The organism is Thermaerobacter subterraneus DSM 13965 (genome assembly GCF_000183545.2).
GTDB classification, from domain to species: Bacteria; Bacillota; Sulfobacillia; order Thermaerobacterales; family Thermaerobacteraceae; genus Thermaerobacter; species Thermaerobacter subterraneus.
Window position 1 is genome coordinate 2,345,788 of the sequence record NZ_JH976535.1, and the last position, 24,675, is coordinate 2,370,462.

Sequence of the window (24,675 nt, forward strand, 5' to 3'; positions counted from 1 at the left end):
CTTCTGAAGGCTAGCTTGGGGTCGCGGGCTGGAAAACATTCGCACCGGGCGGGACCGGCCCGGCCAGCAACCCGGCGGCCTGCTCCCGGCCGCCGCCGGCCCCGGCGGCATGCGCGGAACCGCCGCCCTCAGCCCCGGTGGCCGATGGGCCGGGCCGGCACGCCACCCACCACCGCGCCCGGGGGCACGTCGGCGTTGACCAGGGAGTGGGCCGACACGACGGCGCCGTCGCCGATCACCACGCCGGGCAGGACGGTGCAGTTGGCTCCGATCATCACGTCGCGGCCGATGACCACCGGCCCCGTCCGGTACTCACCGATGAGGAACTCGTGGGCCAGAAGCACGGTGTTGTAGCCGATGATGCTGTTGTCGCCCACCTCGATCAGTTCCGGCCAGAAGACGTCCACCATGGCCATGAGGCCGAAGGCCACGTCCCGGCCCACCTTCATCCCCAGGCGCCGGTAGAGGAAGTTCTTCACCCCGAACCAGGGCAGGATCCGGCAGAGGGAGATCACCAGGAAGTTCCACGCCACCCGGGGCAGGCTCTTGGCCTCCCGCCAGTAGTGCAGCGAGTTGCGCCCCGGCGGCACCGGGTGCCGGCGCAGCCGCTGCTGGCGCGGCACCGCCTGCCAGGCCCCCTCCCCGCCGGACGGGCCGGCCCCGCCCGGCCTTGGGCTGCCGCTTCCGGCGGCCGCCAGGGCCTGGGACCAGGCCATCTCCCCCGGCGGCCGGCCGCCTCCGCACCGCGCCTGGGCCTGCCCGTCCCCTGCCGCCACCATGGCCACCCCTCCCGCGCTAAAACCATTCGTCCAGGGGCGGGTCGGGATCGACGTCCAGCTCCAGCCCGTCCCGGCGCCCCCGCCGCCAGGCGGCATACCCCGCCGCCGCGATCATGGCCCCGTTGTCGGTGCAGAGAACCGGGGGCGGGCAGGCAAGGTTCAGGCCGGCCTCCCGGGCCGCGGCCTCCAGGTCCCGGCGCAGGCGCCGGTTGGCCGCCACGCCGCCGGCCAGGTAGATCTGGCGCGCCCCCACCTGCCGGGCGGCCCGCAGGGTCTTGGCCACCAGGACGTCCACCACGGCCTGCTGGAAGCTGGCGGCCAGGTCGGGCAGGCGGGCCTCCAGCTCGCCCCGCCGCTGCGGGTCGCGCCATCCCCGGCGCTCCAGCTCGTAGAGCACCGCCGTCTTGAGGCCGCTGAAGCTGAAATCCAGCGAGTCGTCGTCCAGCATGGCCCGGGGGAAAGGAAAGGCCTGGGGATCGCCCCGCTCGGCCAGGCGGTCGATGACCGGCCCGCCCGGGTAGCCGAGCCCCAGCTCCCGGGCCACCTTGTCGAAGGCCTCGCCGGCGGCGTCGTCCCGGGTGCCGCCAAGCCAGGCCAGGCCCCCGCCCTCCTGCAGGTGGAACAGGTCGGTATGGCCGCCCGACACCACCAGCGCCACCGCGGGGTAGCGGGGCTCGGGGGCCGGTTCGTCCCCGGGACCGGCCAGGAAGTTGGCGTAGATGTGCCCCGCCAGGTGGTGGACGCCCACCAGCGGCTTGTCCAGGGCCCAGGCCAGGGCCTTGGCCAGGGAGACCCCCACCAGCAGGGCGCCCACCAGGCCCGGCCCGCGGGTCACCGCCACCAGGTCGACCTCCGCCAGGGTGATGCCGCTGCGGGCCAGGGCCTCCTGCAGCAGGGGCACGGCGTTGGTCACGTGGCGCCGGGATGCCAGTTCGGGCACCACGCCGCCGTAGCGGCCGTGCTCGCCCGTCTGGCTGAGGATCACGTTGGCCAGGATGCGGCGGCCGCCCGCCACCACCGCGAAGCTGGTCTCGTCGCAGCTGGTCTCGATGCCCAGGGTGAGGTGGGGCCGGCTCACGGGCGCTCGCTCCCGCCAGGGGCCGCGCCGGCACCGGTGGCCGGCTCCGTCCCGGCCTGGAGCCCGGCATCCCGTCCGGTGCGCGGGGCGTCCTCCCCCTCCGCCGCCACGGGTCCCGGCGGGTCCAGGCGGTCGCGCCACATGATGATGGCGTCCTCCCCGTTGTCCACGTAATAACCCCGCCGGATCCCGCAGGGGCGGAAGCCATGGCGCAGGTAGAGCCGCTGCGCCACGTGGTTGCTCACCCGCACCTCCAGGGTCATGCGCCGGCAGCCGTACCGCAGGGCCCGTTCTTCCAGGGCGGTGAGCAGGCGGTTGCCGATCCCCCGGCCCCGGAACTCGGGGTCGACGGCGATGGTGGTGACGTGGGCCTCGTCCAGGATGCACCACATGCCCGCGTACCCCACCAGCCGGTCCCCGTGGCGGGCCACGATGTAGTCGGCATAGAGGTTGTCGCGCAGCTCGCTGGCGAAGGCCCGCTCCGACCAGGGGGTGGGGAAGGAGCGGCGCTCGATGGCCAGCACCAGCGGCAAATCGCCCGGCGTCATGGGGTCGATGCGGATCTCGCCGGGCTGGCTCTGCACGTCGTGGGATAGGGCCACCCCGCTCACCTCCCGCGAGGGCAGTTCCATCATAGCATCTTGCCCTGCCGGGGCGTGTCGGGCCACGGCAGGGGTTACCGCGCGTCGCCGGCTCCCCCCGGGCAGCCGGGGGCCTTCGGGCGGTGGGCCATGTCCCGCCCCGGCCAGTGGGCGGGCGGGGGAAACCCGTGCACCGCAGCCCACCTGCCCGTCAGGAGCTGCGCCCCGTCCCGGACGGGGGGGTGGGCTGGGCAGCGGGATGCACGTAAGGCCGGTAGGTCGAACCGGCGGGCAGGTACAGAGGCGCCAGGGTGCCGGGGTCGTCGCCCCCCGCCGCCAGCCGGTCCTGGGCCAGCCGGGCCACCGCCAGGGGAACGGCGCCGGGGTCGGGCACCACCATGGGGCGCGGCCCCGGTCCCGGGCCGGGAGCCGAACCCGCCGGGCCCTCCCCCGCCGCCGCGGCCCGGCCACCCCGGTCCTCCCGGTCTCCCTGGGCTTCCCGGTCCTCCCGGCCTGCCCTGGCCCCGTCCCGGCCGCCCGGCGCGAGCTCGGCCCCGTGCACCGGGTCGATGACCAGCACCCAGCCCCCGGCCGCCACCCCCGGGGTCGCCCGGGTGTCGCGTTCAGCGCCGGCAGGGCGGGAGGCATCGGCCGGCGCCGCGGGCACCGCCGGCACCGCCGGTACCGCCGGCACCGCCGCGGGCCCGGCCAGCCATTCCCGCAACATCGCGGCGCTCACCAGGCCGGGACCCCACAGGCGCCGGAGGAGCGGGATGCTGCCTGCCGGCCGGGCCGCGGCCACCGGGTTGCTGGTCGCCGTCCCGGCGGGCCCGTCCGCCGCGGCAGGATCACCGGCGGCTTCGGCCCCACGGCCGCCCGGCGAGAAGATCGCTGCGTAGAACTCCCCGCGCCGGGCGGGCCGCGCCACCAGCCACAGGCGGCCGGCCGCCCCGTCCCGGGAGGGTGCGGAGGGTGCCCCAGCGGCCGCCAGGGCCACGGCATCCAGCGTCCCGACGCCGGCCAGGGGGCAGCCCAGGGCCACCGCCAGCCCCTTGGCCGCTGCCAGCCCGATGCGCAGGCCGGTGAAGGAGCCGGGGCCCAAGGCCACCGCCACCCCGCCCAAATCCCGGGGGCCGATGCCGGCCTGCCGGCAGAGCCGGTCCACCGCCGGCATCAGGGCGCGGTTGGTGCCCGGCGCGGCCAGTTCTTCCGCCCCGGCGGGCTCCCCGTCCCGCACCAGGGCCACCCCGCAGCGGGGCCCCGAGGTGTCGATGGCCAGGATCCAGGTCAATGCCAGCCGCCGTCCTTTCCCGGGAGGGTGTCAAGGAGACGCGCGGCCCGCGGCCCCTGGGCCCGGGCCGTCACCCGGCGGCCCTCCCCCGCCGGCAGGGGAGCCAGCTCCAGCCAGAGGGCTCCGGCGGGGATCCACCCCGGCGCCCGGTCGGCCCATTCCACCACCACGGCGCCGGACGCCTCCATCTCCGCCGGGTCGACCACGTCCCGCAAGGCCTCCTCGCCCTCCAGGCGGTACAGGTCCAGGTGATACAGGGGCAGGCGGCCCCGGTAGAGGTGGACCAGGGTGAAGGTGGGGCTGGCCACCCGCCCGCGGTAGCCCAGCCCGCGGGCCAGTCCCCTGACCAGGGTGGTCTTGCCGGCCCCCAGGGGTCCGGTCAGGGCGATCCAGTCGCCCGGCGCCAGGGCGGCGGCCAGGCCTTCACCCAGCCGCTCCATCGCCTCCGCGGAGGGGATCGTCACGGTCCGGGAGCCCGTCACCGGCGGCTCCCCCCCTCGCCGCCCGCCTGGTCAAAGAGGTTCAACTGGTGGACGCCGTCCCCGGGCGGGACGCCGTTCCCGGACGGCACGCTGTCGCCAGGCGGAACCCGGTCCCTGGAGCCGGCCGGTGGGGTCCCGCCCTCGGGCTCCCGGGTCGCAGCGGCTTCCTCCGCTGCGGCTCCCGCCGCGCCGGCCACCGGCCCGCCAGCGCTCCCCGCGGCCGCGGCGCTCCCCGCCGCCCAGGGTTCCTCGCCCGCCGGGACGCGGCGCCGGTCCGCCGCCGGGGCCGGCCCTTCCGCACCCGGCGGGTAGTGGGGCGCCACGTGGGCCGGGTCGACCAGTTCCCGGTACTTGTCGATCACCTTCTTGAAATCGTGCCAGCACTCCCGCTTCAGGGCCGGGTTACGCAAGAGGGCCGCCGGGTGGTAGGTGGGCATGTACCAGACCCCGTCCCGGACGATCCACTGGCCGCGGGCCCGGCTGATGCGGGCGGCGGGGTCGACCAGCGCCTGCAGGGCGGTGGATCCCAGGAGCACCACGATCACGGGCTGCACCAGCCACATCTGGGCCCGCAGGTTGGGCAGGCAGGCGGCCCGTTCTTCCGGGGTGGGGGTGCGGTTGCCGGGCGGCCGGCACTTGACGATGTTGGCGATGTAGACGTGGCGCTGCCGGTCGAACCCGCAAGCCGCCAGGATGCGGTCCAGCAGCTGGCCGGCCCGGCCGACGAAGGGCCGCCCCAGGCGGTCTTCGTCGGCCCCGGGCCCCTCGCCGATGAGCATCAGGCGGGCCGACGGGTTGCCGTCACCGAAGACCACCCCTCGGCACCCTGCCCGCAGGCCGCAGGCGGTGCAGCCTTTGACCACCTGCTCCAGCGTCGCCATGTCGTGGATGCGCATCAGCTCGGCTTCCGGTCGTGCCACGGTACCAGGCCGCCTCCTCCACCGGCTGCCGGTCCCCTCCCCGGCCACGGTCCCTCCACCACATGCCGGTTCGGCTCGCCGCGGGGATCGCCTACCTCGAGGGCCCGCCGGCCAGTCGGCCCGCCGGCCGGATCTCGCCCACCGTCTCACCCCGGGTGTTGGTCACCGCCACCCGGCCCCACCGCGCCTGGAGGGACCCGGCCCCCGGCGGCAGGAGGCCCAGCCGCCCCAGCAGGGCCAGAATGGCCACGGGCCGGGCGCGATCCTGGCCGTCGGCGATCTTCAGCGCCACGGCGTGCCCGGTGTCGAGGGCTCCGGCGTAATATCCCTCCGCCCCCACCTTGCCGATCCACGCCCCGCCCGTGGCTCGGATGACCTCGGTGTCGAACTGGCCGGCCCCGCGGATCATGGTGGGATGGGCGATCAGCGCCCGCCGAATCCGTTCCAGAGCCGGTCCCAGGTGGTCGAGACCGGGGGGCAAGAGGTCGGGGCGTCCCAGGTACCGGAACATGCGGGCCACGTCCACCAGGGGCAAGGCAAAGGTGACCACCCCGCAGCCGTCCACCGCCTCGCGCCAGCGGGGACCGCCGGGCTCGAGACCCGTCAGGGCCGCCACCAGCTGGCGTACCGCCTGCTGCACCGGGTGGTCCGGCCGGTGGTAGCCCTCCACCGGCCAGCCCCGGTACCGCGCCAGTGCCAGCATGCCGGCGTGCTTCCCCGAACAGTTGTTGTGCAGCCGGGTGGGCTCGCCGCCCGCCGCCTTCAGGGCCTCGACGGCCGCGGGGCTCGACAGGGGGTGGGGCCCGCAGGCCAGGTGCTCCGGCCCCAGCCCCAGTTTGGCCAGCATGGCGGCCGCCCGTTCCACGTGCTCCGGTTCCCCGGCGTGGGAACCGCACATCAGCGCCACCTCGGCGTCATCGAAGCCGAAGGCGCCGGCGGCACCCGCCGCCACCACCGCCAGGGCCTGGAAGGGCTTGAGGGTTGACCGCAGGAAGGTGATGTGCTCGGGATCGCCCAGGGCCGCCACCACCCGGCCCTGCTTGTCCACCACCACCGCGTGACCGGCATGGCGGCTCTCCACCCAGCCGCCCCGGGTCACTTCCACCAGCCATTCGGGTTCCATGCCACCGTCTCCAATCGCCTTCGCACGGGTTTGTCCTGGATTGCCGGTTGGTCCTGGCTGCCGGCGGGTCCTAGATCTCGCGCAGGCCCAGGCTGATCTCCAGCGCCAGGTTGACGCGGCGCATGGCGCCGGCATCCAGCCGTGCCACCCGCTCCAGCAGCCGCCGCTTGTCGATGGTGCGGATCTGCTCCAGGAGCACCACCGAGTCCTTTTCCAGCCCGTAGCTGCCCGCCGGCAGTTCCACGTGGGTGGGCAGCTTGGCCTTGTTGATCTGGGAGGTGATGGCCGCCACGATGGTGGTCGGGCTGTACCGGTTGCCCACATCATTCTGGACGATCAGCACGGGACGGATGCCGCCCTGTTCGGACCCCACCACGGGGCTCAGGTCGGCGAAGAAGATGTCGCCGCGGCGGACGTCCACGTCAACCGCCCTCCCCACCCCAATCCCAGCGCCGGGGTTCCAGTTCCCCGGGGAGCCACTCCTCTGCCAGCCGCTGGTTGAGGGGGCCCATCTCCTGATAGCCGCGGCGCAAGCCCTCCTCGGTGAAGTTGGACCCTGCCGTGCCCGCGCCGGTTCCTGCCGGCGGGGGAGAAGGCGTGGCCGCAGCGGCCACCGCCTGCCACTGGGCGTCTTCCGCCACCGCCCATCACCCCTTGCGGTCCTCGCTCCCCGTGCTTGGACGAACCGGCGCCCGCCGGCCCGCCGGCTCCCTTCCCGCCACCGGCTCCCTCAGAGAAGGTGGGACAGGGGCGCCTGCGCCACGGGACGGCCCCCGCGTAAGTAGATGCGGGGAACCCGCCGGCCGATGCCGGTCACCACCTCGTACCCGATGGTGTCCATCCAGCCGGCCATCTCGTCGGCGGTGATCTGCTCGCCGCCCTGGCGGCCGATCAGCACCACCTCGTCGCCCACGGCCACGGGGCCGGCATCGGTGACGTCGACCATCACCTGGTCCATGCAGACCCGGCCCACGATGGGCACCCGCCGGCCGCCCACCAGCACCTGCCCGCGGTTGGACAGCGCCCGGCGCAGGCCGTCGGCGTATCCCACAGGCAGGGTGGCGATCCGGGAGCGGCGGCGGGTGACAAAGGTGGCCCCGTAGCTGATGGGAGTCCCCGGCGGCACCTCCTTGACCAGGGCAACCCGGGTCTTCCACGCCAGGGCCGGCTGGAGGCCGAAGGCCGCCACCGCCCCGGGGAAGGGTTCCAGCCCGTACAGGGCGATGCCCGGCCGCACCAGGTCGTACCGGGCCCCGGGCAGCCGCAGCAGGGCGGCGCTGTTGGCAGCGTGCCGCAAGCCCGGCCGCAGGCCGCGTTCGTCCAGGGCCTGGAGCACCCGGTCGAAGCGACCGAGCTGGTCTTCGGTCAAGGGAGCCTCGGGGTCGTCGGCCGTGGCCAGGTGGGTGAAGACGCCGGCCACCTCCAGGCCGCCCAGGCCGGCGATGCGGGCGACGACCTCCGCCAGCCGGGGCTGGTCCCAGCGCAGGCCCAGACGCCCCATGCCCGTGTCGATCTTGATGTGGACCCGCACCTTGCGGCCGTCCCGCCGGGCGGCCTCGGCCAGGGCACGGGCCTCCTCCTCGCTGCTGACCGCCAGCTCCAGCTCATAACGCAGGGCCAGGGCGTATTGCCAGGGCGGGGTCCAGCCCATGACCAGGATGGGGCAAGCGATGGCGGACTGCCGCAGGTGAACGCCTTCTTCCACTACGGCCACGGCCAGGCGCCGGGCGCCGTGGGCCAGGGCGGTGCGGGCGACCATCACCGCACCGTGGCCGTAACCATCGGCTTTGACCACCGCCATGAGCTGCGCGGGGGCGGCCAGCCGCTGGAGGGTCTGCACGTTGTGGGCGATGGCGTCCAGGTCGACTTCCACCCAGGTGGGGCGCACCGGCCGCCCCCGGCCCGGCCCTTCCAAGGCCACTCCTCCTCCGCTGGCGGTGACGTGGTCGAAACGGCGCCGCCGGTGGCCCTCCCCGGCCACCGCCGCACCTCAATGGGTTCGCCGGTCCGGCCCGGGACCCTGTCGCCGGCGGCGGCAAGTCCCGCCGGCGGCCGTCTCGCCGTCACAGCTTCCCCAGCGGTCCGCAAGGCAGGCCGGCCACCGGGCCATCCCAAGAGGCGGCCGGCCAAGCGGCCGGACTCCCCGGCCGTCTCAGCCGGCCAGCGGCGGCCGCAACCACGCCACTCCCGGCACGCCCAGGGCTTCGGCGCTGCGGGGCAGCCCGCGCCGGACCCGTTGCAAGGCGGCGGGGAGCCGGGCGATGACCTCCGTAGCCTGGACGGGGACGCCGGCCGCAGGCGCTGCCAGTTCCCCCGCCAGGGCGTGGAGGAACACGGCCGCCAAGGCGGCGGCCAGAGGTTCGAGCCCCTGGGCCAGCATGGCACCCACGATGCCGGCCAGGGCGTCGCCCATGCCGGCGCTGGCCATGCCCGGGTGGCCGCGGGTGCAGGCGTACAGATCGCCCGCCGGCCCGGCAACCAGGGTGCCGGCCCCTTTGAGGACGGCCACCGCTCCCGACCGGCGGGCCAGCTCAAGGGCCGCCAGGGGCCGCCGGGCTTGCACCTGGGCCGTGGTCCAGCCCAGCAGCCGCGCCGCTTCGCCGGGATGGGGCGTCAGGACCAGCGGGAAGGATCCCGGCCGCTCCCGCAGGCGGTCGATGCCCAGGCGGGCCGCCAGGTTGAGCCCGTCGGCGTCCAGAACGGTGGGCGGGAACGCCGGGACACCGGCAGGCGAACCAGCCCCGGGCCCAGGATCTTCGGGCCCGCGGGTAGCGGGCGGACCGTCGAGTCCAAGCCATCCGGCCAGGCAGGCCGCCGCCCCCGGGCTTTGGCCCAGCCCCGGGCCGATGACCCGAACCACCCGGCCGCGGCGCTCCCCTTCCCGCTGCGCCAGCGCGGTGGCGGCCGCCGCATCCCACTCGCCGCCGGTTGTGGCGGGAAGGGCCCAGGTCATGATCTCCGGGCGGTGGACCGCGGCCTCGGCCCGCACCGGGGCGGGCACGGCCAGGGTCACGGTGCCCGCCCCGGCCTGCAGGGCGGCCGTGCCCGCCAGGACCGCGGCCCCGACCTGGCCCGGGCGGCCGCCGGCCACGACGACGTGCCCCGCCCAGCCCTTGTGGGCATCCCAGGGCCGGTGGGGCAGGAGGGCCGCCACGGAGGCCGCCTCGAGGACGCGGGCGGAGGGAAATCCTTCGCTGCCGCCGCCGGGCGCGCCGGCTTCCGTCTCACTGCCCGTCCCACCCGCGCCTGTGCCGGTCTCCTGCGGCCAGCCGATGTCGGCTACGAAGACCTGCCCGGCCCGTTCCGGGCCCTGGCCGAGCAAGAGGCCCCACTTGGCCGCCGCGAAGGTGACGGTCCAGGTGGCGCGCGGCACCACCGGCGCCGCCTCCCCGGTGTCGGCGTCAAGGCCCGAGGGCAAGTCCAGGGCGAAGACCGGCACCCCCGCAGCTCCCACCACCTGAAGGGCCCGGGCGGCCAGGGGACGCAGGGCACCCCGCACACCCACGCCCAGCAGGGCATCGACCACCACCCGGGCGCGGGCGACGGCGGCTTCCAGGTGGTAGAAGAACGCGTCCGCCGCCGGCACCACCCCGCCCTCCGCCCCAGGGTTCTGGCGGGCTTCCTGCCGGGCGCCCGGGGCCGGTTCGCCCGCCAGCGCGATCGCCGGCACGCCCGAACGGGCCAGCAACGACCATTGAACCGCCGCCTCGCCCCGCAACCGGGCAGGCTCCGCCAGCAGGAAGACCTTCACCGCGGCAGGCCCCGCCCAGCGGGCCACCCAGCGGGCCAGCACCATCCCGTCGCCGCCGTTGTTCCCGCCGCCGGCCAGCACCACCACGGGCTCCCGCGGCGAAAAGGGGCCTGCCACCTTCCAGAGCAGGGTGGCCGCCGTGCGCCCCGCCGTCTCCATGAGCACCGGGCCGCCCAGCCCGGCTTCGGCGGCCAGGCGGTCGCCGCGCCGGACCGCTGCAGCGGAGAGGATCCACACCCCTGCAGGGCGGGGTTCCGCTTCCAGGGCGGTACGGCCGCCCGGTGCGACGCCGGTGGCGGAAACCCCTGTCGCAGCCGCCGGCGGCTGTCCAGGAAGCGAGGCTGCCCCTCCCGGCATCCCGGATGCCCGGCCGGGTGTGGCCGGCATCCCGGCTGCGGGACCTGCAAATTCTGGCCCTGCGGTTCCGGCCGGTTCTTCCGCCGTCACGGCCGTCCCTCCCCGGGGCCGGTCCCTTCCAGGATCACCTGGGCCACCGCCCACTGGCCGTCGTGGGAGAGGCTGAGGTGGATGCGCCGGACGCCGGCCGCCCGGGCCAGGGCGGACGCCCGGCCCGCGACCTCCAGCCACGGGCGGCCCCCCTCGTCCTGGCGGACCCGGATGTCCCGCCAGCGCAACCCCCGCAGGCCCGTGCCCAAGGCCTTGGCGAAGGCCTCCTTGGCCGCCCAGCGGGCCGCCAGGCGCCGGGCCCTGTGGGGCCCGGTGCCGGCGGCGGCCAGCTCGTCCGGAGAGAAGACCCGCTCCGCCCAGCGCCACCCCCGGCGGCGCAGGATGGCTTCGATGCGCTCCACCTGCACGATGTCGATCCCGGTCCCCACGATCACGCCCTTCGCTCCCCTCTCTCCTCTTTCTAGCGCAGCGGGCGGCCCGGTAAAAGGTACCGGGAACGGGAGACCGGGCGGTCCGGGGTGAAACGGCCCTGCCAGGGAGCGCGCTGCCCCTCCGGCGAGCGGGTGGGGCTGCAGTGCGGGTTCCCGGCCGTGGACGCCTCGAGCGGTCCCGCCCGGCCGGTGCACCCGCCATAGGCGGAGCGCCCTTCCCGTCAACTGCGGGAAGGGCGCTCGGCAGCATGGTGACGGTTGGCCCGGCTCACCCGCCGGGCTGGTTTTTGCGGTGACGTCGCCAGGCCTACTCTGCCGGACCTCCCCTGGCTGCCGGCTGAGCATCCTGCTCCTGCGGCGGCTTCCGATGGTCTGGCCGCAAGCTCCCGCCTAAGGCATGGCGGGATCGTCGTCGTACCCCTTGGCCGGGTCCAACGGCTTTTCGATCTGGAGCTCGGTCTTGATGTTGAGGCTACGGTGCTGGTCGCTCTTGAGATACTCGGCGATGATCTTGGCCTCCTGGTCGTTGATGGGAGCCCCGTTGCCCCGCATCTTCTCCACGATGGCGTCCCACTGGTCACCCCGGGCGTTGTTGCGGATGATGCGGCCCACGTCGTGGCAGATCGTGCACTTCTGGAAGAATAACGCCTCGGCCTCCGAGCGGGGCTCCGGCATCACCAGCCTGGCGGCCTTGGCGATGACCTCCTTGGCCTGGTCCTTGTTCTCCTGCCACCGGGCGATGACGTCCGGCGGGACGTTGGACTTCAGCGCCAGGCCGTTCGGGTTGAGGCCCACCGTCACGGTGTTGACGCGCTCCATCTTCTCCACATCGATGATGGAGATCGAGTTGGCGCCCCAGTTGGTGACGTAGGCGGTCTTCCCGTCCGGCGAGAAGTAGATCCAGTGCGGGTTCTGGACGACCGGGATCTCCTTGATGACCTCGAAGGTCTCGAAGTCCAGCACGCTGATGTGCTGGGCGCCGTTGTGGTTCACCCACACGTTGCCGTCGGGACCGTAGTAGGCGATGTTGGCCCCGCCCCCCGTCTTCACGGTCTTGATCAGCTGGCCCTTGTCCGCATCGATGAAGGAGAAGGAGCCGTCGGAACGGTTGCCGGTGGAGATGACGTGGGTCTTGCCCAGGAACTCCACGTTCACCGGCTTGGGCACGTTCCCGACCCGGTGGACGATCTGGTCCGTCGCCGTGTCGATGATGATCACTTCATCATCCAGGGTATTGGCGACGGCCACGTACTTGCCGTCGGCCGACATCCCCAGGCCGCTGCCGGAACCGCTGCCGTAGTCCGTGTTCGTCCGGTTGATGTGGTCGACCTTCCAGTTCTCCAGGTCGATGACCGCCACCCGCGTGTCGGCCTGCAGGCTCACGTACGCTTTCTTGCTGTCGGGCGTGACCACCACGTCCCGCGGCTTCTTCCCGACCTCCACCACGCGCAACAGCCGAGGGTCCTTGGCATCCAGAACGGCCACGGCGCCCGAGCCGTTCAGCGTGACCAGCACGTACCGGCCATCCGGCGTCATGCCCATGTGCAGCGGCCCCGCCGGCTTGCCGTCGGCCGACTTGGGCAGGTCGATGCGGCGTACCTTGTTGCCGTTCTCCGTGTCGATGGCCGCCACCCAGTCGCCGTAGCGGATGGTCACCAGCACCCAGCGCTGGTCCTTGGTAATGTAGGGGTGGTGCGGTACCCCGCCCTCGGTGCGGATGAACTGCACCGGCTCGCCCGTGGCCAGGTCGACCACGGTGACACCCTGGCTCACCTCGTCGGCGACGTAGAGCCAGCCGTTACCGTCCCACTTGGGATCGAGTTCCGGCCCGGCAGCGTTCTGGGACTCGTACCAGCGCACCTCGTAGTTGGGATCGATGGTCGCAGCCGGGGTCATCACCCCGCCGCACGCGGCGAGAAAGAGCGATGCGGCCACCAGCCCGGCCAGGCCAAGGCGGGTGGCCCCATGCGAGCCGGGACGTACGCGAACACGGCATGGCTCCACGGACGCGTGACGGTGCCCTCCCATGATCGACGGACCCCCTTCAAGGCACGACACTGCCGCGGAGAACCAGCGCCTTGGACGCACAGGCCTGAGATGTTCAGGGCATCGCTGGCCCGCAGGCAGCCGGTCACCGCGGCATCGAAGCTCCGTATCACTTGCACTTCCGTATCACTTGCACTTCCATATCACTTGCACCGTATTCGGTGTTGGCTTCGGTGTTGGCGACCGAAATCCTCTTGCGATGAGGCCTGCCCGGCCGGCACAATCTGTTACCCGGAGACGGCCTGGCGCCACATTTGGACCACGGACCCCCAGACCACGACGGCGACCATCCAGCGCAGCGCACCGGCGCGGACCCGTTTCGACAGATACCCCCCCGCCTGGGCCCCGGGGACCGAACCCAGCACCAGCGCCAGCGCCAGCGGCCAGTCGACTTGCCCCGTCGCCACCTTGCCCACCATGCCGAAGGCCGCGGTGAAGAGGACGATGGCCAGGGTCGAGCCCAGGGTGACCCGGGTGGGAATCTTGAGCACGTACATCATCAAGGGCACATAGATGAAGGCGCCCGGCGCCCCGACGAGCCCGCCCACCAACCCCACCGCCAGGGCGATGGCCACCGCCAGCGGCCGATTGAAGCGGACGTGGTCCGCCGTCGCGTCCGGATCTTCTTCCCGGCGGGGCAGGAACATCAGCACGCCCGCGGCCGTGGCAACGCCGGCGAAGAGAAGGAGCAACGCGCGGGGGTTCACCAGATCGGACAGCAGGCCGCCCGCCAGGGCGGCGAGGGCGCTGGCTCCTCCCATGGTCAGGACCAGATCCTTGTGGACGAACCGGTTGCGCCAGTGGACCACCATGCCGGACAGCGCTGCGAAGAACACCTGCACGATGGTGATGGCGGCCACCTGCTTCATGTCCAGGGCCGGGAAGCCGAACAGCGGCGGGACGAACAGGAGCAGCGGAACCATGAGGATCGCACCGCCGAGCCCCAGCAATCCCGAGAAGAACCCGCCGGCCAGGCCGATCAGGAAAAGGAGGGCGCTCATCCGGACCTTCCTCCCCTTGTCCCATGTCCTCAGATTTCCTGAAGCGCCCCGTTACCGCACATGGCCGCGGGGTGCACCGGGCGCCCGGGTCCGGTCCCGGGCGCCCGTTCCCACCGTTCAAAAGGTGACGTTGACGTCCGCCTCAGCGGCGAAGGCCAGGAAGGTGGCCGCTCCGCCGGGCTCGACCCCGTCCACCAGCTGGTCGAGGCCGATGGCCATGACGTCCATGGTCATCTGGCAGCCGATCAGCTTGACTCCCGATTCCCGGGCGATCTCCAGCAGCTCAGGCACCGAAGGCACGTTGTTCTTCTTGAAGCCCTCCAGCGCCGGCTGCAGGTGCTCGGGCACCGGCAACTGCCGGTTCGCTTCCTTATGGATGATCTTCAGGCCATCGAAGGTGAAGAAGACCTGGACCTCCGCCCCCATGGCGGCGGCTGCCGTGGCGATGTTCAGCACCTTGTACGCGTCGTCGATGTTCCCGTGGCTGGCGATGATGGCCACGCGACGGACGGACACCGTGTACCCCTCCCTCCTGAATTCGCCGTTCCGGAAGCCCGTTTTGACCCGTGGCACCCGAATGCCGGCGTGACGTCAGCGGGATGCCGGTGCCGGGGCGGACCCGGCACCGCCCTGCTCGACCGGGCCCGACCAGGCGGACATGCCCGGCACGACGTTGACCACCTTCTCGAAGCCGGCCTGTTGCAGGATGCGGCAGGCATAGGCGCTGCGGCGGCCGCTGCGGCAGACCACGGCGATCTCCGCCGTGCGGTCGAGCCTGGCGGCAAACTCGGACAGCGTCTCGATGGGTACGGAGAGGGCACCGGGGATATGGCCGGCCTCGTACTCCTCCGGTTCCCGCACGTCGAGCACGGTCAGGGCGTCCCCGGCCTCGAGGCGCCGGGCCAGTTCCTGGCTGCTGATCTCGCGGTCGAAGAGCTGTCCCTTCTCCTTGGTTTCCGGGACCAGCTTCTTGACATACAGCCGGAGGAAACCTTCGTCCTCCACCACGCCCAGGAACTTGTGCTCCGTCTGCTCACACCAGCCCCGGAAGTCGGCGGGTGCGCCCTTGTCGGTCGCCAGCACCTCGAGGATCTCCCCGACCTGCAGGGCATCGATCGCCTTGCGCGCCCGCACGATCGGCAACGGGCAGGAAAGGCCGCGGGCATCCACGGTGGCGCTCGGCTTGAACGTAGCGTTCACGGACGACTCCCTCCCTCAGGCTGCTTCTTCCGCCAGCGCGCAGACATTGCGCCCCAGTTCGAGCTCGGACGCCTGCTCCTCGCTCGGCCGCAGCAAACCGGTGTTCACCCGCTTGATGTCCACGTACTGCTGCGGGAACTCCGGCAAGCGGCCCATGATGAAGTCGACGAAAGCCCGCTCGCCTGCTGCCAGGGCCTGCAGGCCCTCGTTCGACTGCTTGAGGTCGCCCAGCGTACCGGCGACGCGGCCGCGGGCGTCCGCTTCCTGCGGCCGGCTGAAGTGCCCGGGAAGAACCAGCGTCGCGTCCGGCAGTTCCATCAGGCGCAGAAGGGACCGGTAGTAAAGGGGCGTCCAGGTCTCGGCCCGGCCACCCAGGTCCGGTCGGGCGATGGACTCCACGAAGATGGTGTCACCGCTGAATAGGTAGCGACCGTCCAGCAGGTAGACCACCTGGCCCAGGGTGTGGCCGGGCACGTGGATTGCACGCAAGGTGGCACGGCCCACACGGAACTCCTGCCCGTCGTACACCGGCTGGTAGCGGAAGGTAGCGGGCAACACGTCCATGGGGTGAATGGCGTCGTAGGGGTGCAGGTGATAGGGCACGCCCAGTTGTTCTGCCAACTCCGCGCCGCTGCTGATGTGGTCGGCGTGGGCGTGGGTGTCCAGGACCCGCGTGATGGTCAGGCCGTGCCGGCGCGCGAACTCCAGGTAGCGCTCGGCGTGGCGCAGGGGGTCGATGATCACCGCCTCCCCCTCCGAGGCCACCAGATAGCTCAGGCAGCCGCGGGCCGGGCGGTTGATCTGATAAACGGCAAGGCCCTCTTCCTCCACCACGGGAACAAACTCGTAATGGTCGCCCCAGGCGATCATGCCGCCGCGCAAGCTGACGGCGTCATAGCCCAGCTCGCGGAGCCCCTGGGCCACATACCCGGAGGTGCCGCCGTGGGCGCACACGACCACGATCCGCCCTTCCCGGGGCAGGTGGTCCACCCAGTGCCGGCGCGCGTAGGCCTTGGCGGATGCGACCAGGTCGTCTTCCTCGGCCTCGGCCAGGATCTCGTAGTACGGCACGTGGATCACCTGCAGGGGCTGGCGGCCTTCGATCCGCCAGCGGCGAAACTCCTCGTCGTTGCGGAGATCGATCAGGAACGGGGTTTCGCCCCGGTCCAGCATCCGCTTGAGCTCAGCGGCATCGATTTCCGAGGGAGTACGCGTCATTGGATCCACCTCTCTCCCTCCCCTCAGCGACCCCGCCCGGGGCCGTATTCCACCGGGCCCTTCCACCGCTGCATGCCGCCCACCAGGTTGCGGACGTTGCGGAAACCCATCCCCTGCAGCCATTGCTGGGCCAGGCCGGAGCGGTTCCCGCTCCGGCAGACGAGGACGATCTCCTGGTCGGACGGCAACTCCCGGTACCGCACGGGTACCTGCCCCAGCGGGAGCAACCGCGCGCCCGGGATGTGCCCGCCGGCGTACTCGTCGGGCTCGCGCACGTCGATGATCAGCGGGGCGTTGCCCGCCTCCAGCCGCCGGCGCAGCTCCTCGGGCGTGACGGTGTCCGGCCACGGAGCGCGCATCGCCATGGTGTTCCCCCCTTTGGTCCCGGCCGGACCAGCGGTCCGGGGCGCCTGCGGGCCACCTGCCGGGCTCGGCCGGATGACGCCTATTCTTATTTGAGATTAAGCAACTACTGAAACTAGCAACCAGTTTACGAGGTGCCTGCCCCGCGCGCAACCCCCATGCGGATTGGTGCCGGCCGTTCCGGCCGGACCGGGCGCCGGGTTGGGCCGGGGGCACGCGGTGCGCCCACCGTGATCCGGATGACGCGCCGGGGCGCAGGAGAAGATCGACTTGACAGCGGGCGCACGGGGGATCATATTGGGAGTAGTTTAGAAGTTACTTAGCAAGGAGCCGGGGAAGCGGTAACCCATGACTGCGGAGCGGACGGACACGGAAAAGCAGTTGCTGGAGCTGCAGGCGCGACTCTGTCATGTGCTGGCCAGCCCCAAGCGCCTGGAGATCCTCTATACCCTGGCCGGCGGTGAGATGACGGCCGGTGAGCTGGCACGGGTCGTCGACACCACCACCGCCAACCTCTCCCAGCACCTGGCCCTCATGCGCCAGTACGGGCTTGTGGAGTCGCGGAAGGAAGGGCTCAACGTGTATTACCGGCTCGCCTCGCGCGAGATCCTGGAAGCGTGCCAGGCCGTGCGCCACGTGCTCCTCGAGCACTTGCGGCGCAGTGCGATGCTGGCCGCTCAGGGCGGCGCCGGTCCGCAACCCGGGCAGCCGTGACGAGGCGAGCCCGTACGCCATGCTTTGCGGGGCTGCCCCCAAGCGCGCCGGCGCCCCGTACCGGGCAGGTCACGCCGCACAACCCCCACCGGGCCTGCCGGCCCGTTGACGCATCAGCCCAACGGGTCAGGGCCCAGCGCAGGTAGGAACCGCAGGGAGGGATCGGCGATGGCGGAGCTGGACTATACGGTGGCCACGGACAAGCCGGTGGACGAGGCCATCCAAGCGCTGCAGTCCGCGCTGGCGGAACGGAAGTTCAGCGCCCTCTGGCACCTGCACGTCAACGAGAAGCTCCAAGAGAAGGGCTTCCACCTCGAACCCGAGTTCCACATCTTCGAGGTCTGCAATCCCGCCAAGGCCAAGCAGGCCCTGGAGACCGATCAGAAGGTCGGTTACCTGCTGCCTTGCAAGATCGTGGTGTACGCCGACCGCAACGACGGCAACCGCACGAAGATCGGCCTGCTGCGCCCGCAGACGCTGATCGGCCTGCTGGGCGACGAGCGGTTTCGTGACCTGGCGACCGAGGTGGAACAGGAGCTGCGCGCGGCGGTGGATGCGGCGGCCCGCTGAGGCCGCCGCATCCTGTTCCGGGGCGGCCACGCCGCGCCGGTGGGGACCGGTGCGGGGCGAGCGGCCCGGCGTAGCCGCCGCCGCCCCGCGCCCACAGGAGATGGTGGACCATGTCCCGGAGAAAGCGCCTGGTGGTGGTCGGGGGCGTCGCGGCCGGCATGAGCGCCGCCTCCCGGGCGCGTCGCCTCGATCCTGACCTGGAGATCGAGGTGTTCGAGCGCAGCGGCTTCGTCTCGTACGGGTCTTGCGGCCTGCCCTACTTCGTCGGCGGCCTGGTTCGCGAACCCGGCGAGCTGGTGGTCTACACGCCGGAGTTCTTCCGCCAGAAACGCGACATCGCCGTTCACGTCCAGCACGAGGTCACGGCCATTCATCCGGACGAACACTACCTGGAGGTACGCGACCTGGTGACCGGGCGCCAGCGGCAGGTGGAGTTCGACACCTTGATCCTCGCCACGGGCGCCCGCCCCGTCGAGCCGCCCATTCCCGGCCTCGACCTGAAGGGTGTCCATTTCCTGCGGCTGGTCGAGGACGGCATCGCCATCCGCGAGCACGCCCGGGCCCTGGTGGCCCAGGGGCGACGCAAGGCGGTCGTCATCGGCGGTGGCTACGTAGGGCTCGAAATGGCCGAGGCCCTGGTCGCCGTCGGCATGGAGGTGGCCATCGTCGAGCGTCTCCCCCAGGTCATGCCCAACCTGGACCGGGAGATGGCCGAGCTGGTCCATGATGAATTGCGCCGTCACGGTGTGGCGCTGTATCTGGGCGAGGGGGCGCGGGCCGTGCTGGGCGACGGTGGCCGCGTGCGGGCGCTGGACACCGACGCCCGCACCCTGCCGGCCGATCTGGTCCTGGTGGCCGTGGGCGTGCGGCCCAATTCCGAGCTGGCCGAGGCGGCCGGCATCGAGCTGGGCGCCGGGCGGGCGATCAAGGTGGACGAGTTCATGCGCACGTCGCACCCGGCGGTCTATGCCGCCGGCGACTGCGCCGACACCGTCCACCGGGTCAGCGGCCGGCGCGCCTACATTCCCCTCGGCACCACGGCCAACAAGCAGGGGCGCGTGGCCGGGGAGAACGCCGCCGGCGGCCACGCCCGCTTCCCCGGCGTACTGGGTACGGCCATCGTCAAGGTCTTCGACCTGGGTGTCGCCCGGACGGGCCTGACCACCCGCGAGGCCGCACTGGCGGGCCTGGAGGCCGCAGCCACGACGATCCGTCACGGCTCCCGCGCCCACTACTACCCCGGTGCCGGCAAGCTGCACGTACGGCTGGTCCACGGGCCTGACGGCCGCCTGCTGGGCGCCCAGATGGCGGGACCGGTCGACGCCGTCTTGCGCATCGACGCGCTGGTGGCAGCCCTCCATGCAGGCATGACGGTGGACCAGCTCTACGAACTGGACCTGGCCTACGCACCCCCCTTCGCGCCCGTGTGGGATCCGGTGCTGGTGGCCGCTCGCCAGGCCATGAACGCCATCCGGGGCGTGGCGGACTAGATGCGTCTCCGGCGGCGCATGCAGCCGGTCGCCCCCGCAGGCGGGAACACTGTTCCCGAGAGCGCTGGTTTCACTGGTTTTGGAGGTTTTGAAGGTTTCCGGTCGGGCGGTGCCCGTTCGGCGCCAACCGGCAGCCGGCGCGCCGCCCGGCCGGGGCTCCCGGGATCCGCAAAGAGAGGGATCCCCGAGAGGAGGTGACGGAAGGGATGAAGATATCCGAGCAGGACCGGCGGGAGATCCAGCGGCGCTTTGAGGCGATGGAATCACCGGTGGTCCTCAAGCTGTTCGTCCGCGCGGACAAAGACGAGTGCCCCTACTGCGAGGACACCCGCCAGCTGCTGGAAGCGGTGGCGGAGCTCGACGACCGCATCACCCTCGAGGTCCACGATGTCGAACGGGAACCCGAGCTGGCCGAGCGCCACGGCGTCGACATGGTCCCGGCCATCCTGTTCGCCCGGGCGGACGGCAGCGACACCGGGATGCGGTTTTACGGCATTCCGGCCGGTTACGAGTTCGGGACGCTGATCGACGACATCGTCGACGTCTCCCGCGGTGTCGCGGGGCTGTCCCCGGAAACCGAGGCATACCTGCGGTCGCTGGACACCGACGTCCACCTGCAGGTATTCGTCACGCCGACGTGACCGTACTGTCCCCGGGCGGTCCGCCTGGCTCACAAGATGGCCCTCGCCAGCGACCGGGTGCGGGCCGACGCCATCGAGGCCATGGAGTTCCCCGATCTGGCCAACCGGTTCGCGGTCTTCGGTGTTCCCAAGACCGTGGTGAACGGGTCGGCTGCCGTTGAGGGCGCGGCACCGGAACCGCACCTGCTGGCGTTGATCAAGGAGGCCCTTTCCTGACAGGGTTCCCTCGCCCACGACAACCCGCCGGTCTCCAGGGGAGGCCGGCGGGTTGCTGTGGCACCCCGCCGGCAGGGCGGCGGGCAAGGACGGCCGGCAGGGGCAAGGATGCCCACCCCGGTCAAGCCGGCTCGACCAGGATGGCGTACTGCTCATGCTCCGGATGGTGCTTGCGGCCCAGGATCGTGAAGCCCTCACCGGCCAACCATCCGGCCAGGTCCGCTTCAGCAATGCGCTCCTCCCGGGGCGGGCCCACCTCGCCGGCCCCCTCCGGATCGAACTCCGCCACCACCATGCGGGCGCCCGGCAACAGCCAGCGGTGAAGGCGACCGAGGACCGCCCGGGGATCCGGAATATGGTGGAGCACATGGGCCAGGACCACCTTGCGGGCATGCTGGGGCGGGATGACCCCGGCCAGATCGTCGTGGGCGATGTCCGCCTGGACGGCGTGCACGTTGTCCAGGCCCTCCCCCTCCACCTGCCGGCGCAGAAAGCGCAGGGCCTCGGGCCAGTGGTCCACCGCGTACACGCGGCCATGGGGCCGCACCCGGTGGGCGGCCAGCAGGCTGGTGAGCCCCGGACCTGCACCCAGGTCCACCAGGTGATCCCCGGGCCGGAGATCCAGCCACTCCAGCCATTCCTCCACCAGGGCTTGACGCCGTTGCTGGTGCTCGAAGATCTCCGCCCAGGAGACCTGGGCCTCCCACGGTCCGTGGTGCCCGGCGCCGTGGCCCCTGCGCCCGTGGCGCCCAGCCTCCGGCGCGGGGTGGCTGGCCGCGCCGTCATGGTTCGGCGCAAACGGCGGGTATGCCATGCCCCCACCTCCCCCTTCCTTCGGACCCCGAACGGCGGCCCGGCCTCCCCGGTCAGCAGGACGACGGCCGGGACTGGTCGTTCCCGGTGCTACTGTACCGGTAGTTTGCCACCGGGAGGAACCCCGCGCCCCCGCGTCGCAATCCTAAGACCGGAAAGGAGCGTTGACGGTGACCGACCCCCGCGTGCGGAAGCTGGCCCAGGTGCTGGTGCGCTACTCCCTGGGCCTTGAGGCCGGCGACCACTTCCTCATCCAGACCTCCGACCTGGCCACGCCCCTGGTCCAGGCCATCTACCGGGAAGCCCTCCGGGTGGGTGCCTTTCCCCAGGTCCTGGCCCAGCTGGAGGGGCTGGGTGAGATCTACCTGAAGGAAGCGTCGGAAGAGCAGTTGCGGGTGCTGACCCCCCTGGAGCGAATCGCCTTTGAGGAATACCGGCACGCCCTGGTGATCCACGCGCCCCACAACGTCAAGGCCCTCAGCGGCGTCGACCCTCGCCGCCTGGCCATCATGCAGGAGGCGCGGCGGCCTCTGGCCGACAAGCTGATGTCCCGCATCGGCCAGGGCGGCAAGTACTGCGTCACCCTCTTCCCCACCCAGGCCCTGGCCCAGGAAGCCGGCATGTCGCTGAGCGACTACGAGGAGTTCGTCTTCGCAGCCTGCCGCCTGGACGACGACGACCCGGTGGCCTCCTGGCAGGCCGTGAGCCGGCGCCAGCAGAGGCTGGTGGCGTTCCTGAACGGCGTGCGGGAGATCCGGGTGGTGGGTGACGGCACCGACCTGACGCTTTCGGTGGCCGGCCGGACCTGGATCAACGCCGACGGCCACATCAACTTCCCCGACTGCGAGGTGTTCACCGGCCCGGTGGAAGAGAGCGTCCGCGGCACCATCCGCTTCAGCTTCCCGGGGATCTTCCAGGGGAAGGAGATCGAGGACATCCGCCTCCGCTTCGAGGACGGCCGGGTGGTGGAAGCCCGGGCAGCCCGCGGGCAGGACCTGCTGGAGGCGCTGCTGGGCACCGACGAGGGCGCCCGCTACGTGGGCGAGTTCGCCATCGGCACCAACGACCAGATCACCCGCTTCAGCCGCAACCTGCTCTTTGACGAGAAGATCGGCGGCACCGTCCACCTGGCCCTGGGGGCCAGCTACCCCATTACCGGGGGGAAGAACCGGTCCGCCATCCACTGGGACATGATCTGCGACTTGCGCCAGGGCGGCGAGATCTACGCCGACGGCGAGCTGATCTACCGCGAGGGGCGGTTCCTCATCGAGGGGTAGGTGGGGCGGTCACGACGCCGCCCACCACCACCGCCCCTCCCGCACCTCGACCCGGGCGGCACCCTCCCGCTCCAGGGTGGCCAGCACGCCCAGCAGGGCGGTGCGGTTCAGCACGTAGGCCGCGGGGTTGTCCATGGCCACCCCCAGGTGCAGGGCCAGCTCGGCCAGGAGGTCCTCCGTTCCCGCGGGCCCCTGCCCCAGGCGGGCAGCAGCCCAGTCCAGCAGGCGGCGGACGGCCGCCGCGTTGGCCTCCAGCACCTGCTGCAGTTCCGGGCCCGCCGGCACCGCCGGGCCGTGGCCGGGGACGAACCAGCGGGCACCCACCTGGCGCACCCGGTCCAGGGATGCCAGCATCCGCCCGGCGTCCACCAGGTAGGGAATGGGGTGCTTGGCCAGGGGCTCGAGGCCCATGAAGCTGTCCGCGGCGAAGAACACGCCGTCGACGCAGAACCCCACCTGGGCCAGGCTGTGGCCGGCCAGGTCCACCACCTCCAGCGCCACGCCGCCCAGCTCCAGGACCTGCCCGGGTACCAGCTCCTGATGCACCGGCGACGGCTCCGCCAGGAGGAACCGGTTCTGCAGGGCCGCCACGGGCGCCGCCCCGCCGAACAGGTAGACCGGCTCGTAGAGGGGGTGGCGGATCACCTCCGCCTCCCCGGCGGGGGCCCAGACCCGGGCACCGGTGCGGCGCAGGATCTGGGCGTTGCCGCCGAAATGGTCGGCGTGGGCATGGGTGTTGAGCACCACCCGCACGGGCTCCCCCGTGGCCTCCGCAGCCCGCAGGATCTTGTTGGCCGCGGACCGGTCAAGGCCTGTGTCGATCAGCACCAGGCCGTCCCCGGTCCGCACCAGCCCGCTGTTCACCGCGCCGTGCAACAGGGTGACCCTCGCTGTCAGCGGGACCGGTTCGATGGCGCCGCCACTCCCTTCGTCGCACCCCGCTCCCCCTGGCGGGGCTTCTCAAGGGTGCCCTGGCTTCCCAAAGGGCGCCCCGGATCGGCACGGGAAGGGCCGGGGCGACCCGCGCCTCCGGCCCTTCTTCCATCGCCTGCCGTTCCTCACCTGCTGGCGGGGCCCGGCTTCCCCGCCAGCGTCCCGTCGAGGGCGATGACCCCGCCCGCCCTCACCCGCCCGTGGCCATGGCCCCGCATGCCGTCAATAGGTGACCGCCGGGTCGCGCCCGGGGCCGACCGCGCCCGCACCGGCGTGGCCGGCCGGTTCGTCCCGGGAAGAACCGGCAGCCCCGTCGCCGCCCCGGCGGGACGGCGACCCGTCCCCACCGGCCCGCCCCGTCACCAGGGCCACGGCCGCGCTGGTGCCCAGCAGCTCGGCCCCCGCGTCGATCAGCGCCCAGGCCTGGGCCGCCGTCTTGATGCCCCCCGAAGCCTTGACCCGCACGCCGGCGGGCACCCGCTGGCGCAGGAAGCGGATGTCGTCCGGCGTGGCCACGCCCACGGCACCGCCGCTGGCGTTCTTGACCCAGTCGAAACCGGCCGCCACGGCCAGCCGGACCATCTGCTCCCGCTCGGCAGCGTTCAGCAGGGGAAGCTCCAGCATGGCCTTGGTCTCGGCCGGCCGGGACGCCCGGACCACCGCCTCCAGGTCGGCGCGGAAGTCGTCCAGCCGGCCGCTGCGGAACAGGCCCAGGGGCACCATCACGTCGATCTCGTCGACGCCCAGTTCGGCCAGCTCCCGGGCCTGGGCCACCCGGGCGGAGGTGGTCATGCAGCCCAGGGGAAAGTCGACGAAGGACGCCACCCGCACCGGCGAGCCGGCCAGGACCCGGCGGGCCACCGGGACCCACAGCGGCGGCACCATGGCCGCGTGGAAGCCGTATTCCAGGCACGCCCGGCAGTGGGCCACCACCTGTTCCTCCGTCACGTCGCTGGCGATCAGGGTCGACTGGATGAACCGGGCGAGACGCGCCCCGCTGCGCCCCGCCCCGCCGGCCACCGCCCCGCTGGGATAGCCTTCTGCCGTCACAGGACAACCCGCCTCCTTCTTTGCCTGCTGCCCCGTCCCGCGGCACCCCGCTGCCCCGCCCGGCCGTCCTCCTGCCCTGGCCGGCCGCCATGCCCCCTGACCGGCCGGTCTTGGCCCCCGTCCAGCGGACCAGGCCGGTCTCAGCCCCCGTCCAGCGGGCCAGGCGGGCGGGCCGCGCGAGCCGTCCGGTGGGCAACTGGCCGCCACGCCCTGCGACCACCGGCGCCCTTCCTGCGGTCCCGCCACCGCCCGCCGTACCGCTGTCCCGCCGGCCGGACGCCTCGCTCTCCATGCCGCCG

At 72.5% G+C, this 24,675-nt stretch carries 26 protein-coding genes; 5 read left to right on the plus strand and 21 right to left on the minus strand.

Going from position 1 to position 24,675, the window contains the following annotated elements; all coding sequences use genetic code 11:
• Positions 1-128: 128 nt before the first annotated feature.
• The 18 genes from THESUDRAFT_RS09530 to THESUDRAFT_RS09615 all read right to left on the minus strand — a co-directional run bounded on the left by THESUDRAFT_RS09530 (position 129) and on the right by THESUDRAFT_RS09615 (position 16,674).
• Complete coding sequence (locus tag THESUDRAFT_RS09530; RefSeq protein WP_006904581.1) at positions 129-779, minus strand: acyltransferase; 651 nt, start codon at positions 777-779, stop codon at positions 129-131.
• 16 nt (positions 780-795) lie between these two features.
• A complete protein-coding gene (gene tsaD, locus THESUDRAFT_RS09535; RefSeq protein ID WP_006904582.1) occupies positions 796-1,857 on the minus strand; it encodes a tRNA (adenosine(37)-N6)-threonylcarbamoyltransferase complex transferase subunit TsaD in 1,062 nt (353 codons plus the stop codon).
• A complete protein-coding gene (rimI, locus tag THESUDRAFT_RS09540) occupies positions 1,854-2,459 on the minus strand; it encodes a ribosomal protein S18-alanine N-acetyltransferase (protein WP_242823309.1) in 606 nt (201 codons plus the stop codon). The genes tsaD and rimI overlap by 4 nt, the downstream gene beginning before the upstream one ends.
• A 190-nt stretch (positions 2,460-2,649) precedes the next feature.
• Positions 2,650-3,729 carry a tRNA (adenosine(37)-N6)-threonylcarbamoyltransferase complex dimerization subunit type 1 TsaB gene (gene tsaB, locus THESUDRAFT_RS14680; RefSeq protein ID WP_006904584.1) on the minus strand — a complete coding sequence of 360 codons (1,080 nt, stop codon included), beginning with the start codon at positions 3,727-3,729 and terminating at the stop codon, positions 2,650-2,652.
• On the minus strand, positions 3,726-4,211 hold the full coding sequence (tsaE, locus tag THESUDRAFT_RS09550; protein ID WP_006904585.1) for a tRNA (adenosine(37)-N6)-threonylcarbamoyltransferase complex ATPase subunit type 1 TsaE: 486 nt from the start codon (positions 4,209-4,211) through the stop codon (positions 3,726-3,728). Before tsaE ends, tsaB begins: the two co-directional genes overlap by 4 nt.
• Positions 4,208-5,131 carry a uracil-DNA glycosylase gene (locus tag THESUDRAFT_RS12455; protein ID WP_006904586.1) on the minus strand — a complete coding sequence of 308 codons (924 nt, stop codon included), beginning with the start codon at positions 5,129-5,131 and terminating at the stop codon, positions 4,208-4,210. The genes tsaE and THESUDRAFT_RS12455 overlap by 4 nt, the downstream gene beginning before the upstream one ends.
• Positions 5,132-5,222: 91 nt before the next feature.
• Complete coding sequence (locus tag THESUDRAFT_RS09560) at positions 5,223-6,254, minus strand: asparaginase (RefSeq protein ID WP_006904587.1); 1,032 nt, start codon at positions 6,252-6,254, stop codon at positions 5,223-5,225.
• Positions 6,255-6,324: 70 nt separating this feature from the next.
• Positions 6,325-6,675, minus strand: coding sequence for a type II toxin-antitoxin system PemK/MazF family toxin (locus THESUDRAFT_RS09565; RefSeq protein ID WP_006904589.1), 351 nt, complete (start codon positions 6,673-6,675; stop codon positions 6,325-6,327).
• Position 6,676: 1 nt separating this feature from the next.
• Entirely contained in the window at positions 6,677-6,895 is a 219-nt protein-coding gene (locus THESUDRAFT_RS09570; protein ID WP_006904590.1) for a hypothetical protein, read from the minus strand.
• Between the two features lie 89 nt (positions 6,896-6,984).
• On the minus strand, positions 6,985-8,169 hold the full coding sequence (gene alr / locus THESUDRAFT_RS09575) for an alanine racemase (RefSeq protein ID WP_006904591.1): 1,185 nt from the start codon (positions 8,167-8,169) through the stop codon (positions 6,985-6,987).
• Positions 8,170-8,406: 237 nt separating this feature from the next.
• Entirely contained in the window at positions 8,407-10,242 is a 1,836-nt protein-coding gene (locus tag THESUDRAFT_RS09580; protein WP_242823310.1) for an NAD(P)H-hydrate dehydratase, read from the minus strand.
• A gap of 206 nt (positions 10,243-10,448) precedes the next feature.
• Positions 10,449-10,847, minus strand: a complete 399-nt coding sequence (locus tag THESUDRAFT_RS09585; protein ID WP_006904593.1) for a holo-ACP synthase — start codon at positions 10,845-10,847, stop codon at positions 10,449-10,451.
• 387 nt (positions 10,848-11,234) lie between these two features.
• On the minus strand, positions 11,235-12,872 hold the full coding sequence (locus THESUDRAFT_RS09590; protein ID WP_006904594.1) for a YVTN family beta-propeller repeat protein: 1,638 nt from the start codon (positions 12,870-12,872) through the stop codon (positions 11,235-11,237).
• A 245-nt stretch (positions 12,873-13,117) separates the two neighbouring features.
• Complete coding sequence (locus THESUDRAFT_RS09595) at positions 13,118-13,891, minus strand: sulfite exporter TauE/SafE family protein (RefSeq protein WP_006904595.1); 774 nt, start codon at positions 13,889-13,891, stop codon at positions 13,118-13,120.
• 117 nt (positions 13,892-14,008) lie between these two features.
• Positions 14,009-14,407: a DsrE/DsrF/DrsH-like family protein gene (locus THESUDRAFT_RS09600; RefSeq protein WP_006904596.1), complete on the minus strand. Its 399-nt coding sequence runs from the start codon at positions 14,405-14,407 to the stop codon at positions 14,009-14,011.
• Between the two features lie 75 nt (positions 14,408-14,482).
• Positions 14,483-15,091: a sulfurtransferase TusA family protein gene (locus THESUDRAFT_RS09605; protein ID WP_006904597.1), complete on the minus strand. Its 609-nt coding sequence runs from the start codon at positions 15,089-15,091 to the stop codon at positions 14,483-14,485.
• A 15-nt stretch (positions 15,092-15,106) separates the two neighbouring features.
• Positions 15,107-16,309: an MBL fold metallo-hydrolase gene (locus THESUDRAFT_RS09610; RefSeq protein ID WP_040826461.1), complete on the minus strand. Its 1,203-nt coding sequence runs from the start codon at positions 16,307-16,309 to the stop codon at positions 15,107-15,109.
• Between the two features lie 23 nt (positions 16,310-16,332).
• Positions 16,333-16,674: a rhodanese-like domain-containing protein gene (locus tag THESUDRAFT_RS09615; RefSeq protein WP_006904599.1), complete on the minus strand. Its 342-nt coding sequence runs from the start codon at positions 16,672-16,674 to the stop codon at positions 16,333-16,335.
• Between the two features lie 346 nt (positions 16,675-17,020).
• On the opposite strand from THESUDRAFT_RS09615, the gene THESUDRAFT_RS09620 reads away from it, so the two are divergent.
• From THESUDRAFT_RS09620 to pdo, 4 genes are all read left to right on the plus strand, one after another.
• Positions 17,021-17,386: an ArsR/SmtB family transcription factor gene (locus THESUDRAFT_RS09620; RefSeq protein ID WP_006904600.1), complete on the plus strand. Its 366-nt coding sequence runs from the start codon at positions 17,021-17,023 to the stop codon at positions 17,384-17,386.
• 168 nt (positions 17,387-17,554) lie between these two features.
• Positions 17,555-17,956: a DUF302 domain-containing protein gene (locus THESUDRAFT_RS09625; RefSeq protein WP_006904601.1), complete on the plus strand. Its 402-nt coding sequence runs from the start codon at positions 17,555-17,557 to the stop codon at positions 17,954-17,956.
• A 110-nt stretch (positions 17,957-18,066) separates the two neighbouring features.
• Complete coding sequence (locus tag THESUDRAFT_RS09630; RefSeq protein ID WP_006904602.1) at positions 18,067-19,446, plus strand: FAD-dependent oxidoreductase; 1,380 nt, start codon at positions 18,067-18,069, stop codon at positions 19,444-19,446.
• A 206-nt stretch (positions 19,447-19,652) separates the two neighbouring features.
• Positions 19,653-20,303 carry a protein disulfide oxidoreductase gene (gene pdo / locus THESUDRAFT_RS09635; protein WP_006904603.1) on the plus strand — a complete coding sequence of 217 codons (651 nt, stop codon included), beginning with the start codon at positions 19,653-19,655 and terminating at the stop codon, positions 20,301-20,303.
• Between the two features lie 121 nt (positions 20,304-20,424).
• On the opposite strand, the gene THESUDRAFT_RS09640 is transcribed toward pdo, so the two are convergent.
• A complete protein-coding gene (locus tag THESUDRAFT_RS09640; protein ID WP_006904604.1) occupies positions 20,425-21,117 on the minus strand; it encodes a class I SAM-dependent methyltransferase in 693 nt (230 codons plus the stop codon).
• Between the two features lie 169 nt (positions 21,118-21,286).
• Between THESUDRAFT_RS09640 and THESUDRAFT_RS09645 the strand changes: the two genes are divergently transcribed.
• On the plus strand, positions 21,287-22,393 hold the full coding sequence (locus tag THESUDRAFT_RS09645) for an aminopeptidase (RefSeq protein WP_006904605.1): 1,107 nt from the start codon (positions 21,287-21,289) through the stop codon (positions 22,391-22,393).
• Positions 22,394-22,402: 9 nt separating this feature from the next.
• On the opposite strand, the gene THESUDRAFT_RS09650 is transcribed toward THESUDRAFT_RS09645, so the two are convergent.
• Both THESUDRAFT_RS09650 and deoC read right to left on the minus strand, forming a co-directional pair.
• Positions 22,403-23,269, minus strand: coding sequence for an MBL fold metallo-hydrolase (locus tag THESUDRAFT_RS09650; RefSeq protein ID WP_242823311.1), 867 nt, complete (start codon positions 23,267-23,269; stop codon positions 22,403-22,405).
• Positions 23,270-23,548: 279 nt separating this feature from the next.
• On the minus strand, positions 23,549-24,376 hold the full coding sequence (gene deoC, locus THESUDRAFT_RS09655; protein ID WP_006904607.1) for a deoxyribose-phosphate aldolase: 828 nt from the start codon (positions 24,374-24,376) through the stop codon (positions 23,549-23,551).
• Positions 24,377-24,675: the final 299 nt, after the last annotated feature.

Coding starts and splice junctions, on each gene's coding strand:
- THESUDRAFT_RS09530 (WP_006904581.1), bottom strand. CDS start 779: ATGGTGGCGGCAGGGGACGGGCAGGCCCAGGCGCGGTGCGGAGGCGGC.
- THESUDRAFT_RS09560 (WP_006904587.1), bottom strand. CDS start 6,254: ATGGAACCCGAATGGCTGGTGGAAGTGACCCGGGGCGGCTGGGTGGAG.
- THESUDRAFT_RS09590 (WP_006904594.1), bottom strand. CDS start 12,872: ATGGGAGGGCACCGTCACGCGTCCGTGGAGCCATGCCGTGTTCGCGTA.
- THESUDRAFT_RS09595 (WP_006904595.1), bottom strand. CDS start 13,891: ATGAGCGCCCTCCTTTTCCTGATCGGCCTGGCCGGCGGGTTCTTCTCG.
- THESUDRAFT_RS09610 (WP_040826461.1), bottom strand. CDS start 16,309: ATGACGCGTACTCCCTCGGAAATCGATGCCGCTGAGCTCAAGCGGATG.
- THESUDRAFT_RS09615 (WP_006904599.1), bottom strand. CDS start 16,674: ATGGCGATGCGCGCTCCGTGGCCGGACACCGTCACGCCCGAGGAGCTG.
- THESUDRAFT_RS09620 (WP_006904600.1), top strand. CDS start 17,021: ATGACTGCGGAGCGGACGGACACGGAAAAGCAGTTGCTGGAGCTGCAG.
- THESUDRAFT_RS09625 (WP_006904601.1), top strand. CDS start 17,555: ATGGCGGAGCTGGACTATACGGTGGCCACGGACAAGCCGGTGGACGAG.
- THESUDRAFT_RS09630 (WP_006904602.1), top strand. CDS start 18,067: ATGTCCCGGAGAAAGCGCCTGGTGGTGGTCGGGGGCGTCGCGGCCGGC.
- THESUDRAFT_RS09640 (WP_006904604.1), bottom strand. CDS start 21,117: ATGGCATACCCGCCGTTTGCGCCGAACCATGACGGCGCGGCCAGCCAC.